The sequence below is a fragment of the Cohnella kolymensis genome (assembly GCF_000829465.1).
GTDB classification, from domain to species: domain Bacteria; phylum Bacillota; class Bacilli; order Paenibacillales; family Paenibacillaceae; genus Cohnella; species Cohnella kolymensis.
Window position 1 is genome coordinate 93,104 of the sequence record NZ_JXAL01000014.1, and the last position, 16,735, is coordinate 109,838.

Below are 16,735 nucleotides of genomic sequence, written 5' to 3' on the forward strand. Positions count from 1 at the left end.
GGGCACCGATGTGATGCCATTACTGCGAACAAATCCGCTGGGAATCGAAATTACGGATAGTCACATCAAGCTTTGCGAGCTCAACAACAAGAGCAAAAAAAATAAAAGCATCAAACACGCTGCTTCAATAGAGCTTGCCCCAGGTACGATGAACGACGGGCGTGTTCAGAATGAAGGCCAGCTTGTACAAGCATTCCGCAAGGTGCTTGACCAATACGATTGGTCGACGAGACAAGTTCATTTCGCCATTCCAAGTCAAAGCGTGATGGTGAGATTTTTGAAAATGCCGAACGTAAAACATAAGGCATTAGCCAAGCTGGTTGAATTTGAGATCAAGAATAATATCCATCTGCCTTTCGAAGATCCGTACTATGACTTCGTGAAGCTCGAGGCTAAACATACTCCGGAGCCAAAGAAACAACCTTCAGCTGAAGTCTTTCAGGCGCAATGGGAAGCGGCTGCGGCCAGAGAATCCGCTGCGGAACAGGTGTCCGCGAACACCTGCGATATCATGCTTACTGCCGCATCCAAAGATCTCCTTCAACAATACATAGAAATATTCAAAGAGATGGATTTAAAGCTGGCCAGCATTGAAATCAAACCATTCTCGTTAAATCGTGTGCAGCAAAAATGCCTGCAGCTGCCTCCCGATGATTTGATTCTGCTCGCCGACATTAACGGCACGAATTGCGACTTGACCATTGTGAGCAACGGTTTAATCCGGATTACCCGCAATGTGTCCGTCTCCTTCTTGGAGCAGCCAGTGCCTCAAAATGACACTCTGGATCGGATGTTTGCCGATTTCACTCCGCAAAAGGGTAGCTACGACGGCTCGTTTAACGATTTGGCGGGGGAACTGGAACGATTAATGAACTTTTACCGATATACCCTGAATAATCGGGATGCGGAATTCCGGCATCTCATTGTCACCGGCGACATTCCCATGCTGGACGAGCTGATGCGGTACTTGAACGCAAGAATGAATATGAATGTCGGCCAATTGAATTGGAACGGCTTGCAAATCTCAGAGTCTATGAACGAATGGAATTTATCGAATTATGCGGTGCCCCTCGGGCTTTGTTTAAGGGGGATAAACTAGTGCGTGATATAAACCTGCTTCCACATAAGTCATTTGCCGAACGCAATCTGATCTTGCTTTTCTTGTGTATTTTGGCGGCCGGTTTTTTGTTGTTTTACGTCCAATTCCACTATGCGAATGAATTTATCGCTTCTGGAAATACCGCCGGACAGGAGAAAACCCGCGTGGAAGAGCACATCCGGCAATTAAGCGACAAGAAAGTGCCGGATCAACGTACGCAGCAATATCGCGATGTCCGCCTTGCAGTGGATCAGCTAAAGCTTCGCCGAACAGACTGGCTGTCTGACATCACGTATATTGTCGGATTTCTCCCCCGTAATGCCGTCATCATAAGCATGAATGCAGACAGCAGTGGATTGTTAAAAGCGGAAATCCATTTTCAAACGATGCCGGCCGTTCTTACTTACTTATCGCAGCTTGAATTAGAGTCCGGATACGAGTCGCTCAAGGTCACTGAATTGACCAAAGTTTCGCCTGAGCCCGAACCGGCGGTGGACGTGAGTGAGTCTTTAGGATTTCCGGTCCCTGCGCCGGCGACCGAACGTGGCGATTCGATGCCCCGGACTTTCGATTCGGAATACTATCAGATGTTGATAGAAATTCCGTTGCCGGAAAGCAAAAGGGGGAGCGAGTAGACCATGGAACACTCCATCATGCTGCGAATCCGTCATTGGTCGCGTCAACCGAAAGCAGTGCTGGTACTTACGGGCTGCATTTTCATTATTCTGAATGCTGTTTATTTTGCATGGCAGACCGTTCCGGGTTATCTGCAGCGGAATCAAGCGCATGAGGAGCTGGATGCTGTCCAGCGGCAATGGAATGAAGGGTCACAGCAGCCCAACGCGCAGAAGGTGTCGGATGAGGCGGTCGTTCAATTGCTTCGTGAGGTACCGACAAATATAGTGACTTCTGAGGTCGTTTCGACGCTGCTGCAATTTTCAGCAGAAGCCAAAGTGTGGATTTCCTTGTTCAAGCAGGGAAGTGAGACGCTTATCTTTGACCAGCTGGAGCAGCAAATCAGCGGCAGTGAAACTGCCGGCACAGCTCCGCGGAGTTCGGCGGATTCATCTGCTGCCGATACACCGACAGAGGGTGCTCGCGGGGAAAGCGGGATTTTGCATGAGGAGTCCTTTGAGCTAACCTTGCAAGGAAGTCTTCCTAACCTGCTCAACTTTTTCGACCTTCTTGCAAGCAATACCGCGATTACCAACATCGGCACTTGGACGTTGGGCGAAATCTCGGAAAGTGAAGCACAGACAATTCCGGAGCTCACCGACAAAAAAGGGAACTACTCCATGACCGTTACCTTTTCGATGTTCTCGATTCCGGAATATGCAGCGGTTTTCGGGAGTGACCGGCAGGAACGTCCATCGATAAACGAAATGCTGGAGCAATTGCAAGTTCGATATCCCGCAGTAAAGACGTTTGAATCGATCAGCTCCGGTGAAGCGAAAAAGTGAAGCGGATCATCGAGCAGCCGTTTGTATGCACAACCCGTTTCCGGACGGGTTTTTTTATTGATTTCAAAAAAGCGATAACAGGCTAATGACCAGGTTCATAAGATAAATGTAAGTCATTCATCAATTTTTTTGATGGGACACATTGACAGTCAGCTAGGCTGCCTGTTATCATTTCTGCAATACCAACTAAACAGGTAGGAATAACATGTTAACGACCGGATAACCGGAGTGAACGATAGGATTCCTCCCCAACTAATCAAACAGGGGCGATGAAAAAATGAAATCCGTTCACAAAATCCGGTTGATCGTTTCAGCAGTACTTTTAGCAGGTTTACTGTCGGCTTGCGGCTCAAACAACAATAACACATCTCCGTCTTCACAAGCTGTGAACGCCGAAAGCGAGCCCGATCCGATCGAGCTGCTGAACGTGTCGTATGATCCGACTCGCGAGCTGTATGAAGAGTACAACAAAAGCTTCGCGGAGTATTGGAAAAAAGAGACGGGCGGCACGGTCACGATCAAGCAGTCTCACGGCGGTTCAGGCAAGCAAAGCCGAGCGGTGATCGACGGTCTCGAGGCGGATGTCGTCACACTGGCTCTTGCCTACGACATTGATGCCATTGCCGGGAAAGGGCTGCTTAAAGAGGACTGGCAGCAGTCGTTCGAGTTCAACAGCACTCCTTACACGTCAACAATCGTATTTCTGGTGCGCAAAGGGAATCCGAAAGGGGTTAAGGATTGGGACGATCTGGTGAAGGACGGCATAGAGGTGATCACGCCCAACCCGAAAACGTCAGGCGGCGCGCGATGGAACTACTTGGCCGCTTGGGGATATGCGGAGCAGAAGTTCAATAAAGATGAAGCGCAGGTCAAAGATTTCATTAAAAAGCTGTTCCAGAACGTTCCCGTACTGGACTCCGGTGCCCGCGACGCCACCAACACATTTGTGCAGCGTGAAATCGGCGATGTCCTGCTGGCGTGGGAGAATGAAGCTTATCTGGCCCTGAAAGAGTTCGGAGATAAATATGAAATCGTAACCCCATCGCTCAGTATTCTGGCAGAACCGCCGGTGGCGATTGTCGACAAGGTCGTTGACAAGAAAGGGACCCGTGCTGCGGCTGAAGCTTATCTGAAGTACCTATACACAGAAGAAGGCCAGGAAATTGCCGCAAAAAACTTCTATCGCCCGCGCCTGCAATCGGTAGCCGATAAGTACAAGGACAAATTTCCGCAGCTGAATCTCATAACCATTAAAGACCATTTCGGAGGCTGGCAGGAAGCGCAAAAGAAACATTTTGCAGACGGAGCTTGTTTGACCAAATTTACACGCCGGGTTCCTGACAAAGGGCCGGCCAGAGGGGTTTAGTGTCGGGACATGAAATTACTTCGCCTCAAAGACCGGGTGCTCCCTGGGCTGCCTCTGACTTTGGGATTCACCGTATTGTACCTGAGCTTGATCGTGCTGATTCCGCTAATGGCTTTGGCAATCAGGTCTGCCGGCTTGTCGGCTTCGGAGTGGTGGCTCACGGTAACAAATGCACGTGTGTTGGCCGCTTATAAGTTGAGTCTTCTGACCTCTTTATTTGCGGCTATTGTGAATCTTGTATTCGGGCTGCTGCTGGCTTGGGTTCTTGTGCGTTATCGTTTTCCGGGAAAAAGAATCGTGGACGGCCTGATCGATCTGCCATTCGCGCTGCCGACGGCAGTGGCGGGTATCGCATTAACGACCATATACGCCCCTAATGGATGGGTCGGCTCGCTGCTGGAACCGCTCGGCATTAAAGCAGCCTACTCACCGCTGGGCATTACGATCGCGCTTATTTTCATAGGGATCCCTTTCGTGGTGCGAACCGTCCAGCCTGTGCTTCAAGACATGGAGTCCGACATGGAAGAGGCTGCGGTGCTGCTCGGGTCTTATCGCTGGCGTATATTCCGTAAAATTATTTTACCGGAACTGATTCCTCCTTTATTGACCGGTTTTGCTTTGGCGTTCGCACGGGGGATCGGTGAATACGGTTCGGTTGTCTTTATCTCCGGCAACATGCCCATGAAAACGGAAATTACGCCTTTACTGATCATCACGAAGCTGGAGCAGTACGAATATAACCAGGCTGCCGCCATTGCGGTCGGGCTGCTCCTGATCTCGTTCCTGCTGCTACTGTTGATCAATGTGCTGCAAAGATGGTCTAACCGCCGTCAAAGTCCGATCCGAAAAGGAGGTTGAGCCGATGGCGGGCATTGTGACAAACACACGTGCACGACCGAGTGCGGACAGAAAGCCGCATTTAACGGAAACGCGAGCGGTGCGCTGGGCGCTGACCGGCATTGCGCTGCTGTTCCTCGCACTGATCGTTATGCTTCCGCTCGTATCTGTCATAGCGGAATCGTTCCGCAAAGGATGGGACGCCTACGTAACGGCGCTTACCGATCCGGATGCTTTATCGGCTTTGAGGTTGACGATGATTACGGCGCTGATTGCAGTACCGCTCAACACAGTGTTCGGAGTCGCTGCCGCTTGGGCTATAACCAAGTTTCGTTTTCGCGGCAAAAACCTTTTGATTACGTTAATCGATCTTCCTTTTGCCGTATCGCCCGTCATCAGCGGTCTCATCTATGTACTGCTCTTCGGAGCGCAAGGCTTCTTAGGTCCCTGGCTGCAACAGAACGATATTCATATCATTTTCGCGACTCCCGGTATTGTCCTCGCCACAATGTTCGTAACCTTTCCTTTCGTCGCGCGGGAGCTGATTCCGATTATGGAGGCGCAAGGGGTACATGACGAAGAAGCTGCGGTAAGTCTGGGCGCACGGGGATGGCGGGTGTTCCGCAAGGTGACGCTTCCCAATATCAAGTGGGGACTCCTGTACGGCATGATCCTCTGCAACGCTCGCGCCATGGGAGAATTCGGCGCCGTGTCCGTCGTATCCGGGCATATCCGCGGGGAGACCAACACTTTGCCGCTTCATATCGAAATTTTATATAACGAATATCAATTCAGTGCAGCTTTTGCCGTGGCCTCGCTGCTAATGCTGTTAGCGGTCGTTACCCTTGTGGCCAAATCCATTCTGGAAAGCCGAATGAGTCGAGACGTTGAAAACTAAGCGATAGGGACACTAGGAGGGGAAAAAAGGATGGCGAAACCGGTACAACTGGATGAGCGTTGGCTTGCGCGTATCGCTGAACAGGTAAACGGGTTGGAGTATGGAGAAGTCAACATTGTCGTCCACGACGGCAGAATCGTGCAGATCGAACGCAAAGAACGCAAGCGTTATGATGATAATACGGCTCAGCGCAGGTCGGAGACCGAAGAGACGCAGGTCCAAAAGGAATCTGCCAAAAATCGCTGATAGAGCTGCATAACAGTCCGGGTAACCGGGCTGTTTTTTTGATGCTTGACGCGAAAACGGTTGCATGGATACAAATGGCTCTATAATCCTTCTGGATTTCGAACAGTTCATAAGAAATTTTACGAGGCCGGTGAATGCATTGAGTCAACCGAGACGTCCTGTCGTAGCAGTGGTCGGAAGCATTAATATGGATTTTGTGGTGCAATCTTCGAAATTCCCTTTGCCCGGTGAAACGGTGCTGGGCGGTTCCATCGAGTATTTTCCCGGTGGGAAAGGCGCGAATCAGGCAGTTGCCGCAGCCCGTCTGGGTGCTCAGGTGACAATGATCGGAGCCGTCGGCAGCGATGTGTTCGGCGGCAAGCTATTGTCCATCCTTGAAGCCGAAGGCATTTCGACGGAAGGGGTGCGGGAGACGCAGGGAGCGTCCGGGATCGCATCCATTATCGTATCCTCCGGTGAGAATGCGATTATCGTGGTACCGGGTGCAAATGGAGAGCTCAGCCCCGAGGACGTGGAAGCCAATTCGGGTTTGATCGAGAAAGCCGATATCGTGCTCGTTCAGTTGGAAATCCCGTTGCCGACCGTTGAAGCGGCACTCAAAATTGCGAAAAGGATGGGCAAGAAGACAATCCTTAATCCGGCGCCTGCAGCTGCTTTTCCTAACGAATGGCTGCAGCTGGCCGATATCGTCACACCGAATGAGACGGAATTGGCGGCGCTCATTGAAGCGGAGCCCGGTACCGATGATGCTGCTGCTGCACTGCAAACCGCAATGCGGGCGCTCCAAGATCGAGGCGCCAATGCAGTTTTAATCACGCTTGGTGCTAATGGCGCAGCAATGTTGACTTCAGACGGCGAATATATCCAGGTACCGGGCCGCAAAGTGGACGTTGTCGATACGACCGGCGCAGGAGATTGCTTTCACGGCGCTCTGGCGGCCGCATGGGCATCCGGGCAGCCGCTCCCGGAAGCGCTGGCTTTCGCGATCGGCGCTTCTGCGTTATCCGTAACCAAAGCAGGAGCACAAACCGGGATGCCGACCCGCCAGGAGCTTGACGCGTGGACCCAGAACTAGAGTTTGAGTTATAAACAGCAAAAAGCGCCAGGCAGCTGCCTGGCGCTTTTACTTACTCGTTGTGTAAAATTAAGAGATCAAAAATTTAACGACGACCGCAACCGTGAATACGACGAACATGAAGCCGAACATCGCTCCGAAGCCGATTGCCGTATCCAGGAAATCGTCACGCGGTTCTTCGTTTATGTGTTGGCGGGGATCTGTTACATTTTCCATGGGAAGCCTCCTGACACATTCGATACCCCTAGTATACCCAACAACTCTTTTCGTTGTAAAGCATTGAGATGGTGACAAGTTTGCGAAGCGCCAAGCCGGATGCGCCTGTGCTGTGATACAATACATTATAGCGGGCTTTCAGCCCTATTAGCCGTTGTAAGGAGGTGCCGTGCATGGACATCGTGCCCCCATCCGCCGAACGGGAAAAGGCGATGGAAAATATACGCCACAAGCTTGCGCTTCTCCCGGATCAGCCGGGCTGCTACTTGATGAAGAATGAAGAAGGCAAAATCATCTATGTAGGCAAAGCGAAAGTGCTCAAAAACCGCGTGCGTTCCTATTTTTCGGGGAGCCATGACGGTAAAACCCAAAAGCTTGTCTCGGAAATCCGGGACTTCGAATATATCGTTACCGCAAGCAACATGGAATCGCTCATTCTCGAGTGCAATCTAATCAAGGAACATCATCCCCGATATAACGTGCTCCTGAAGGATGACAAATCGTTTCCGTATTTGAAAATCACCCACGAACCTCATCCCCGCCTGGAAATCACGCGAAGGGTCGTCAAAGACAAAGGCAAATACTTCGGTCCTTATCCTAATGCGTTCGCCGCCCAGCAAACCAAGAAGCTGCTCGACCGGTTGTACCCGCTTCGCAAATGCCGTACGCTGCCGGACAAGGTGTGCCTGTACTATCATCTCGGCCAATGCGTGGCACCATGCGAATTTCCGGTGAATCCGGCCGTTTATGAAGAAATGGTCGGCGAGATTACGCGTTTTCTGAACGGCGGACATACCGAGATCAAGCGTGAACTGCAGCGTAAAATGGAGGAAGCGGCGGAGGAGCTGGCTTTTGAGCGTGCTCGTGAGCTCCGGGATCAGATGATGGCGATTGAAGCGCTCATGGAAAAGCAGACGATCAACATGGCCGATGCCATGGATCGCGACGTGTTCGGTTACGCGGTCGACAAGGGCTGGATGTGCGTGCAGATTCTCTATATGCGCCACGGCAAGATGATTCAGCGCCACGTCTCCGTATTCCCGTACTATGGTGAGGCTTATGACGATTTCCTGAGCTTTGTTACCCAGTATTACAGCGACAATCCCGCTCTGCCCCGGGAAGTGCTGCTGCCCAGCCCTCCGGATAAGGGGGAAGCGGCGCCCGGAACCGCTGTTGCCGCTACAGCGATGGTGAGCGACTCCGCTCTTCTGGAAGCTTCACTTGCGGCTAGATCGGAAGGCGATTCAACGGAAGAAGGCGAAGGCGCGGAAATCGGAGATTCGCTGCGCCGCTGGTTGAAAATCAGGGTAGCGGTTCCGAAACGGGGTACGAAACGCCAGCTCGTGGCGATGGCTTGCGACAATTCCCGCGTAGCGTTGGAAGAGAAGTTCCGGCTCATCGAGCGTGATGAGTCCCGCAGCGTCAAAGCGGCGGATGGATTGGCGCAGTGGATCGGCATTCCTTCCGCGAGCCGCATCGAGGCATTCGATAACTCCAATATCCAGGGCTCTTCTCCGGTATCTGCCATGGTAGTCTTTACGGATGGCAAGCCGGACAGGAAAGAGTACCGCAAATACAATATTCGGACGGTAGAAGGCCCGGATGACTACCAGACGATGCGCGAAGTGGTGAGACGCCGGTATGAGCGCGTGCTCAAAGAAGGCTTGCCGCTGCCCGACCTGATCGTCATAGATGGGGGCAAAGGGCAGATTGCTGCAGCAGCCGACGTGCTGGTGAACGAACTTGGGATTGATATTCCGGTGTGCGGTTTGGCCAAGGACGCCAAACACCGGACTGCAGAGCTGCTTGTGGGCGATCCGCCGGAAATTGTCCCGCTGCCGAGGGACAGCCAGGAATTTTACCTGCTGCAGCGCATCCAGGATGAAGTGCATCGGTTCGCGATTACCTTCCACCGGGAGAAGCGAGGCAAGTCGATGATCGCGTCGCGGCTCGATGCCATTCCCGGCATCGGCGAAAAGAGGCGCAAGCAGCTTCTGCGCCATTTCGGCTCGCTGAAGGCGATAAAAGAAGCTGCGCCGGAAGACTTCCGGGCGGTGTCCATCGGCGAGGCGCTTGCCCGCCGGATCCTCGACGCGTTGAACGAGAACGGCGAGACGGAATCGACTTTAAAGTAACGAAAAAGCGAGATAACGGGCTGATTCCCGCTATCTCGCTTTTTTTGCGTCTTATTGCGCCGGCTGAGCTTGCCTGCCGTGTATCACCCTGTACAGCCACCAGATCGCTATGCCGACCAGCGCAGGCATGACGAAGCTGAATAATCCTGCCCAGGCATCACCGGGCAGCCCGTCGAACAACAATTGAATGCCCATCAGTACGGCGTCGAGTATGATATGCGCAAAAATGACGGCCATGAGGCCGAACCTGAGCATAAACCACCCGAACAGGACACCCATGATGACGAGCTCGATAATGCGCGTATAGAACGGATAAATGGCGTAGCCGACATGTCCCAGCGCCCAAAGTATGCTCGGGGGCAGCATCGCCGCCGTCGTCAGCACGATCGCGGTACGGGGCGAAGGCTCGCGGCCGAGTATTCTGCGCGCTAGGCCAACGAACCAGCTGCGGAACAGCCCTATGCCGAAAAAGCGGCTTTGCAGCTCTTCGGATATGCCTGCGCAAAACGCCAGCAAAGGAAGAATCCAAGGCAGAGTCATATTGTAAGTCGACTGCGTCGGATCCGAGGATGCAAAAGCGCCTAAAGTTTGCTGCAGCACCAACAGGATCACCGACTGTGCTCCCAGTAAAATAAAGGCGAGCACATAGCCTTGTTTCATGCTTTTCAGAACGGCTTCTCCGTAACCGGGTTCCTTCCAACGAGGCCATAGGGAGCGTCCCATGGATTTCCATAAACCGTCTCCGGCAACAGCACAAAAATAGGTGAATATGGCAGTGCCGGCTAAAAACACAATCTGGATAATGAGAAAGGCCATATTGAGTCGGTCACCCGAGTCGGCGCCGGCGTCCATCGTCTGGGACCGGAATCCCGGAATCATATTGATTGTGATTGCCACGTAAAGCACAAAGAACACCGAAGCCAAGAAAATGCCTCTCAGAAAGGAAGTATGTTTGCCGCGTGTGCCTGCGTAAACGATTGCCAAAATGAACATGATCACCTGCGGAACGATAAATCCGAAAATCGACAGCCATCCGGCCCGTTGCTGCTGCTTCTCCATATAAGCAGTGAAAGCCTGCGGTATCTCTGTTCCGTAGGTTACGGAGTGCCCGGCCCAGTGCGGAAAGGTGGAAGAGGTCGAACTGTATTCTGCAGGCACTGACACCTTGAGCCATACATGGGCTTCCCCGAGCGCGGCCTTGCGCGAATTAAACTTCACCCCGCCGTTGTCGTCAATGTCTCCGCTCCATTCCCAGTCCGCCGCGTCGATACCCCAGAACGCCGCATAGCTTAGTGCGCGCGAGGCATACTCGTCCGCCTGATCTTGCTCCGGTAAAGCATCTGCAGGCGCTGAGCCGCTGTCATGACGCCAGGCGACAAGATCCCCTGTCTCCATCTGCAGAGAAAGCTCCAATATGCCGGCATCCCCGCGCAAATGAAGATCAACGCGATAAACATCGGCCGGCACTTCCCCAGACCATTGTTTGTCGTAATCCTGAAGGAGATCGTATTTGGACAAATATCCGATCGTTTCCGAATCCGAGAGGTGAGTCACGTATACTTCCTGCACTTGATTCGGCTTTATCAGGAATTTGTCCGCCGCGAGTTCAAGCGCCTTGTTTTCCGCCGCGGCTCTCGGCAATACGGGATGATTGTTGGACGAGAACAGTCCGCCCGTAACAGGAAAAACCTGTATGAACAGAAAAAGCGCCAACCCTATTCCTGAGGCCCATAACCAGCGCCTGTCCTTGGTAAATCCAAGCAAACGGCTCATATCATACGCTCCTAAGTAATTGTTTCATCAAGTATCGCGCATTTTCCGAGAAAATGAAAGAAAACTGAGTGATAATCGTTGTGAGAGGCCAGTAGAATGGTGCTGTTAACCTTAAAATCGCCGATATCAGTCGGTTTGCGCTGTTTTTCGTCTTGTACCCTCTACATGGAAAGCATATAATGCGATGGTACGTTGATAAGACATCAAATATTCAGCCGAATTTCTTTAAAGAAAACGGGGGAACCAACTTGTCGCCGAGTGCAAATTTGTATTCGGTGATTCCGGGGTGAATTCCTGCCGCGCCTTAAGCGTGCGGAGGATAGGGCAGCCTGTTCTAGCCCGAACCCGTCAGCTAACCTCGTAGGCTGCTTACGGAACAGGACTCATGTGCGAACTAGAAGCACTGGAGCTCCAGTGCTTTTTTTTGTTGCCTAATTTCTCGAAGAGGTGACCCCTTTGTATAGAAGAGCGATCCGGTGGCTTAGTGCTTCTCCGCCCCGAACTCTATTACTCGGTTTTACCTTCATCATTTTCATAGGCGCGCTGCTCCTGAACCTTCCGGCTGCGACGGCCGGCGGACAATCGATGCCGTTCATCGACGCTTTGTTCACTTCCACATCAGCCGCTTGTGTGACCGGGTTGGTCGTTGTGGATACGGGAACTTATTTTTCTGCGTTCGGACATTGGGTAATCCTGATCCTGATCCAGATCGGCGGCATCGGGTTTATGACCATGGCTACGTTGTTCGCCTTGATCCTCAGACGGCGTATTTCTCTGAAGGAACGGCTGATCTTGCAGGAGTCCCTCAACCAGGGCAGCATCGAAGGTCTTGTGCGGCTCGTTCAGAAGGTTATCTTCTATGCATTGGCGCTGGAGGCGGCAGGCGCTTTTATGTACACGTTGCGTTTCATGATGGATATGAATTTCGGTCAGGCACTTTATCATGGAGTATTCCACGCGATTTCCATTTTCAACAATGCAGGACTTGATTTGACCGGAGATTTTCGCAGCTTGACCGGCTATTCAACTGATCTATACATGAATATCGTGTCGATCGTATTGATTATTTTAGGCGGTTTTGGCTTTGTCGTACTGGCGGACTTGTTCGAGTTCCGCGGCAAACGCAAATTATCCCTTCATACGAAAGTGGTTCTGACTGTCACGGTCTGCCTGGTGGTAGTCGGTACTTTAATTATCTTTATTTTTGAGTTCACCAACAGCCGGTCGTTCGGGAACAACAGTTTCGGCGAAAAAGCATTGGTCTCGCTGTTCCAGTCGGTAACGACTCGCTCGGCCGGCGTGACTACAGTCGATATCTCGGAGTTCCGTCAAGCAACGCAATTTTTCATTATTATTCTGATGTTTATCGGCGCCTCTCCCGGTTCCACCGGCGGCGGAATCAAGACGACGACGTTCGCCGTATTGGTCGGTGCGGTATTAGCAATGATGCGCGGCAAAGAAGATGTCGTTCTTTTCAACTATCGGTTGGCACAGGAACGTGTATATAAAGCGTTAACGGTTACGTTGTTCTGTATCGGCATTGTGCTGCTCGGCACGATGGTGCTGGCAACGACCGAGGATGCAATGTTTTTGGTCATACTGTTCGAAGCGACTTCCGCGTTCGGCACGGTTGGTCTGTCCTTGGGTCTAACCGGGGAACTGAGCACGCCGGGCAAGCTGACGATCATTTTCTTGATGTTCATGGGCCGGTTGGGCCCGCTTACGTTGACCTATGCACTCGGGCCAAAGCCGGGTCGAGCTCTTTATCGTCATGCTGAAGGTAAAATTATAATCGGTTAACGGGGTGTTGCAAGTGGGACGCAGTATATTTCGATTGGCGACATCATCGCCCCCCAGAATTCTGGTGCTTGGCTTTGCCGCAATTATATTTATTGGAGCGGCGCTGCTCATGATGCCGTTTGCAACGGCCTCCGGACAGACTCCACGGTTCATCGACGCATTGTTCACGGCAACCTCGGCCACATGTGTGACCGGACTTGTTGTGGTCGACACGGGTACCTACTGGTCGTTCGCCGGACAGATCATCATTCTTTCATTAATCCAGATCGGCGGACTCGGCTTTATGACGGTGGCAACACTGTTTGCGATCTTTTTGAAGCGCCGCATCTCACTCAAAGAACGTCTTGTCCTACAAGAAGCTTTTAACCAGACCAGCATTGAAGGCATCATTCGTCTCGCCCGCAAAGTCGTCCTGTACGCACTCTCGATCGAGGCCATAGGGGCGCTCCTGTTCACGATCCGTTTCATGTTCGACATGCCGGCAGGGGAAGCGGTGTACAAAGGTATTTTTCACGCCGTTTCCTTTTTCAACAATGCGGGCTTCGACATCATGGGTGACTATCGCAGCTTGGTTGATTACGTAGGAGATCCTCTGGTGAATTTCACGGCGATGCTGCTTATCATTCTTGGCGGCCTCGGGTTCGTTGTACTGGCGGATCTGGTTGAGTTCCGGAAGCTGAAGAACAGATTGTCGCTGCACTCTAAAGTCGTGCTTAGCATGTCCGGATTATTAATTGCGATAGGTACTGTGGTCATTCTTATATTCGAATATACGAATGTGAAAACAATGGGCCCTCTTGGATTCGGCGAAAAGATACTCGCTCGATGATGCAGGCGGTAACGCCCCGCACGGCGGGCGTGAACTCCGTCGATATTGCCGGACTTCGCCAGGCAACGCAGTTCGTGATCATCATACTGATGTTTATCGGAGCTTCGCCGGGTTCAACCGGAGGCGGAATCAAGACAACGACTTTCGCCGCGCTCGCAGGCGCCGTAATGGCTATGGTACGGGGCAAGGAAGACATCGTGATGTTCCGGTATCGTCTGGCTCAAGAGAGGGTATATAAAGCCTTAACAGTAACTTTGTTCGCATTCGCCCTTGTCATGACCGCCACGATGATTTTATCGACGACAGAGGATCACAACTTCCTCATGATCTTGTTCGAAGTCACTTCAGCTTTCGGCACTGTCGGCTTATCGATGGGGCTGACAACCCAGCTTACGTTAGCGGGTAAAATTATTATTATATTGATGATGTTCATCGGCCGGCTTGGGCCTTTAACCTTGACTTACGCCGTTGGCCGCAAACAAAGCCGCGTGCTCTATCGACACGCTGAAGGTAAAATCATAATTGGCTAGGAGACGAACAAAGAGATGAAGCTGAATCAGTTTGTGATCATCGGGTTGGGCCGCTTCGGATCGAGCTTGGGGCGTGAGCTCGTTGAACTCGGCTATGAGGTTCTCGGCGTCGACCGGGATGAGGAAAAGGTAGAAGAGATGTCCGGGGTATTGACGCACGCCGTTGTAGCGGACGCCACGGAAGAGGAAGTGCTGCGTTCGATCGGTGCGCGGAACTTCGACTGCGGTGTCGTTGCCATCGGCGACGATATCCAGGCGAGTATCTGGCGACCATTCTGCTGAAAGAAGCTCGGTGTCAAGAAGGTCGTGGCGAAAGCGTGTCACACTTGCACGGTCGAGTTCTGGAGCGGATCGGTGTGGATCGGATCATTTATCCGGAGCGGGATATGGGAGTGCGGGTTGCGCATCAGCTCGTATCGCCGAATCTGCTGGATTATATCGAATTATCGAAACAATATACGATAGCCGAGCTGTCGGTACCGCAGTGCCTGTCCGGCAAATCGCTGTCCGATGTGAACCCGCGCGGGCGGTTCGGCTGCAGTATCGTGGCGATCAACAAGGATAAAGGCATCATTATCGCCCCTGTAGCGAATGATGTGCTGGTAAAGGACGACGTCATGGTAGTCATCGGCACCAACCAGCAGATAGAGCAGTTCCAGCATTCGATCGGCTCATAGCCGTTGCTTTTTCTCTGAAAATCATTTAGGATTCTTAATAAGCAATAGAATAGCTTTGCCCGGAGGAGCCTGTCACCGCAGGCTTCTTTTTGTGTTTTTCAGGGTTGTGAATGGTGTCTGAGGCACAGAAAGGAGCAGCTGATTGATTGAGTGAGATTTGGAGATGAATAAGTAAACGACAACCTGAGGAGGCACTATGGAACAACAAGCAATATGGGCGATCGGCATTTTTCTCGTTATTTACGCAGTCATTATTTCTGAAAAAATTCATCGGACCATCGTGGCTATGATCGGCGGAATCGTTATGGTTGCGTTCGGCATAGTGGGACAGGAAGCCGCAATCGAGCATATCGATTTCAATACGTTAGGCTTGCTGATCGGGATGATGATTATTGTCGGCGTGACCGCAGAAACCGGCCTCTTCAAGTACATAGCTGTAATCGCTGCGAAGAAAGCGAAGGGAGAGCCGGTTCGCATCTTAATCGCACTCTCTGCAATAACGGCTCTGGCGTCCGCCTTTTTGGACAATGTCACCACGGTGCTTTTGATGGTTCCGGTAACCTTCAGCATCACCAGGCAGCTTCGTGTGGACCCGATACCTTTTCTCATCGCGCAGATTATGTCGTCTAACATTGGAGGCACGGCCACTCTGATCGGCGATCCGCCGAACATCATGATCGGGAGTGCCGTGGACGAGCTCAGTTTCATGGATTTTATCGTAAACCTGGCGCCTGTTGCAGCGATCATCATGGCCGTACATATACCGATTTTCGTGTTTTTGTTCCGAAAGAGTCTGCGAACTACAGAGGAATTAAAGCGGACGATCATGGAACTGGATGAAAAGGAGCTGCTCACCGATCTAAAGCTTCTGCGTACATGTCTAACTGTGTTAACCTTGACGATCCTCGGCTTTTTCGCGCATCAAGCGCTGCATCTGGAATCTGCGACAGTTGCGCTGGCAGGCGGATTTCTTCTTTTGCTGTTAACAGGCGAGCATATGATGGAAGAAGCTCTCACGAAAGTGGAGTGGACCACTATCTTTTTCTTCGTCGGCTTGTTCGTGCTCGTATCCGGCTTGGTGGAGACCGGCGTGATTTCACAATTGGCCGCCCAAGCGATCGAGTGGACCGGAGGAGATGTGACTGCCGCCTCTATGCTGATCTTGTGGTTAAGCGCCATTGCCTCCGCTTTTCTGGATAACATCCCTTTCGTAGCGACGATGATCCCGATGATCCAGGAGATGGGGAATATGGGGGTAAGCAATCTGGAGCCGCTCTGGTGGAGTCTGGCTTTGGGCGCGTGCTTGGGAGGGAACGGCACGCTGATCGGCGCAAGTGCGAACCTCATTGTGTCGGGTCTTTCGGGTAAAGAAGGATATCCGATCACATTCTTGAAATATTCTATATACGGTTTCCCCCTCATGATCTTATCGATCGTGATATCAAGTGTGTATATTTATTTGCGATATCTCGTTTAATGAAGGAAAGGAAGGTGTAGCCCGTGCTTTCATATTGCTTTAACGAGCAGGTGATCCAAATCACGGAATCGTCCGATGAGAACGATGTGCAATTTCTGATCAAGGTGCTGCAAAAAGATCCTTATGTGGAAAAGATGCAGAAGGTGCGCCGCTTTTTCGACGACAATCGTGTGTACACCGATGTTTTGTTTTACGCTCTTGCAGATCACACCTATAAAGTCATTGTCCGAATCGATTTTTATGCGGATTTCATACTCGAATTGATGAAGCACAGGCTGCTGGAAAGCGTGGAGTGGAAAAGCGGGCAGTAGGCGGCA

General features: G+C 51.7%; 15 protein-coding genes, 2 pseudogenes and 1 riboswitch. Of the genes and pseudogenes, 15 read left to right on the forward strand and 2 right to left on the reverse strand.

Going from position 1 to position 16,735, the window contains the following annotated elements; all coding sequences use genetic code 11:
* Window positions 1-13 precede the first annotated feature (13 nt).
* From pilM to rbsK, 8 genes and pseudogenes are all read left to right on the forward strand, one after another.
* Complete coding sequence (pilM, locus tag SD71_RS09345; protein WP_041062121.1) at window positions 14-1,099, forward strand: type IV pilus biogenesis protein PilM; 1,086 nt, start codon at window positions 14-16, stop codon at window positions 1,097-1,099.
* Window positions 1,099-1,734 (forward strand): hypothetical protein, encoded by a 636-nt coding sequence (locus SD71_RS09350; protein ID WP_041062122.1) that lies wholly within the window; start codon window positions 1,099-1,101, stop codon window positions 1,732-1,734. Before pilM ends, SD71_RS09350 begins: the two co-directional genes overlap by 1 nt.
* A gap of 3 nt (window positions 1,735-1,737) precedes the next feature.
* Window positions 1,738-2,559 carry a hypothetical protein gene (locus SD71_RS09355; RefSeq protein ID WP_041062123.1) on the forward strand — a complete coding sequence of 274 codons (822 nt, stop codon included), beginning with the start codon at window positions 1,738-1,740 and terminating at the stop codon, window positions 2,557-2,559.
* A 277-nt stretch (window positions 2,560-2,836) separates the two neighbouring features.
* A pseudogene (locus SD71_RS09360) lies at window positions 2,837-3,900 on the forward strand (sulfate ABC transporter substrate-binding protein).
* Window positions 3,901-3,934: 34 nt separating this feature from the next.
* Window positions 3,935-4,783 carry a sulfate ABC transporter permease subunit CysT gene (gene cysT, locus SD71_RS09365; protein ID WP_041062124.1) on the forward strand — a complete coding sequence of 283 codons (849 nt, stop codon included), beginning with the start codon at window positions 3,935-3,937 and terminating at the stop codon, window positions 4,781-4,783.
* A gap of 4 nt (window positions 4,784-4,787) precedes the next feature.
* Window positions 4,788-5,660, forward strand: coding sequence for a sulfate ABC transporter permease subunit CysW (cysW, locus tag SD71_RS09370; protein WP_041062125.1), 873 nt, complete (start codon window positions 4,788-4,790; stop codon window positions 5,658-5,660).
* 30 nt (window positions 5,661-5,690) lie between these two features.
* A complete protein-coding gene (locus tag SD71_RS09375; protein ID WP_041062126.1) occupies window positions 5,691-5,906 on the forward strand; it encodes a YezD family protein in 216 nt (71 codons plus the stop codon).
* Window positions 5,907-6,045: 139 nt separating this feature from the next.
* Entirely contained in the window at window positions 6,046-6,981 is a 936-nt protein-coding gene (gene rbsK, locus SD71_RS09380; RefSeq protein ID WP_041062231.1) for a ribokinase, read from the forward strand.
* Between the two features lie 69 nt (window positions 6,982-7,050).
* Here rbsK and SD71_RS23550 read toward each other — a convergent pair whose 3' ends face one another.
* A complete protein-coding gene (locus SD71_RS23550) occupies window positions 7,051-7,197 on the reverse strand; it encodes a YqzM family protein (protein WP_152619401.1) in 147 nt (48 codons plus the stop codon).
* A gap of 173 nt (window positions 7,198-7,370) precedes the next feature.
* On the opposite strand from SD71_RS23550, the gene uvrC reads away from it, so the two are divergent.
* Window positions 7,371-9,332 carry an excinuclease ABC subunit UvrC gene (gene uvrC, locus SD71_RS09385; protein WP_041062127.1) on the forward strand — a complete coding sequence of 654 codons (1,962 nt, stop codon included), beginning with the start codon at window positions 7,371-7,373 and terminating at the stop codon, window positions 9,330-9,332.
* A gap of 51 nt (window positions 9,333-9,383) precedes the next feature.
* Here the strand turns inward: uvrC and SD71_RS09390 are convergent, their stop codons facing one another.
* Complete coding sequence (locus SD71_RS09390) at window positions 9,384-11,105, reverse strand: CPBP family intramembrane glutamic endopeptidase (protein WP_041062128.1); 1,722 nt, start codon at window positions 11,103-11,105, stop codon at window positions 9,384-9,386.
* A 203-nt stretch (window positions 11,106-11,308) separates the two neighbouring features.
* Window positions 11,309-11,487, forward strand: a riboswitch (cyclic di-AMP (ydaO/yuaA leader).
* 74 nt (window positions 11,488-11,561) lie between these two features.
* Here SD71_RS09390 and SD71_RS09395 point away from each other — a divergent pair.
* The 6 genes and pseudogenes from SD71_RS09395 (at window position 11,562) to SD71_RS09415 (ending at window position 16,729) form a co-directional block, all read left to right on the forward strand.
* Entirely contained in the window at window positions 11,562-12,905 is a 1,344-nt protein-coding gene (locus SD71_RS09395; protein ID WP_041062129.1) for a TrkH family potassium uptake protein, read from the forward strand.
* Between the two features lie 25 nt (window positions 12,906-12,930).
* Window positions 12,931-14,264, forward strand: a pseudogene (locus tag SD71_RS09400) (TrkH family potassium uptake protein).
* A 15-nt stretch (window positions 14,265-14,279) separates the two neighbouring features.
* Window positions 14,280-14,546, forward strand: coding sequence for a potassium channel family protein (locus SD71_RS26175; protein WP_407637532.1), 267 nt, complete (start codon window positions 14,280-14,282; stop codon window positions 14,544-14,546).
* A gap of 35 nt (window positions 14,547-14,581) precedes the next feature.
* Window positions 14,582-14,941, forward strand: a complete 360-nt coding sequence (locus SD71_RS26180; RefSeq protein ID WP_407637533.1) for a TrkA C-terminal domain-containing protein — start codon at window positions 14,582-14,584, stop codon at window positions 14,939-14,941.
* 196 nt (window positions 14,942-15,137) lie between these two features.
* Window positions 15,138-16,418, forward strand: coding sequence for an ArsB/NhaD family transporter (locus SD71_RS09410; RefSeq protein WP_041062130.1), 1,281 nt, complete (start codon window positions 15,138-15,140; stop codon window positions 16,416-16,418).
* Between the two features lie 23 nt (window positions 16,419-16,441).
* Window positions 16,442-16,729 carry a hypothetical protein gene (locus tag SD71_RS09415; protein ID WP_041062131.1) on the forward strand — a complete coding sequence of 96 codons (288 nt, stop codon included), beginning with the start codon at window positions 16,442-16,444 and terminating at the stop codon, window positions 16,727-16,729.
* Window positions 16,730-16,735: the final 6 nt, after the last annotated feature.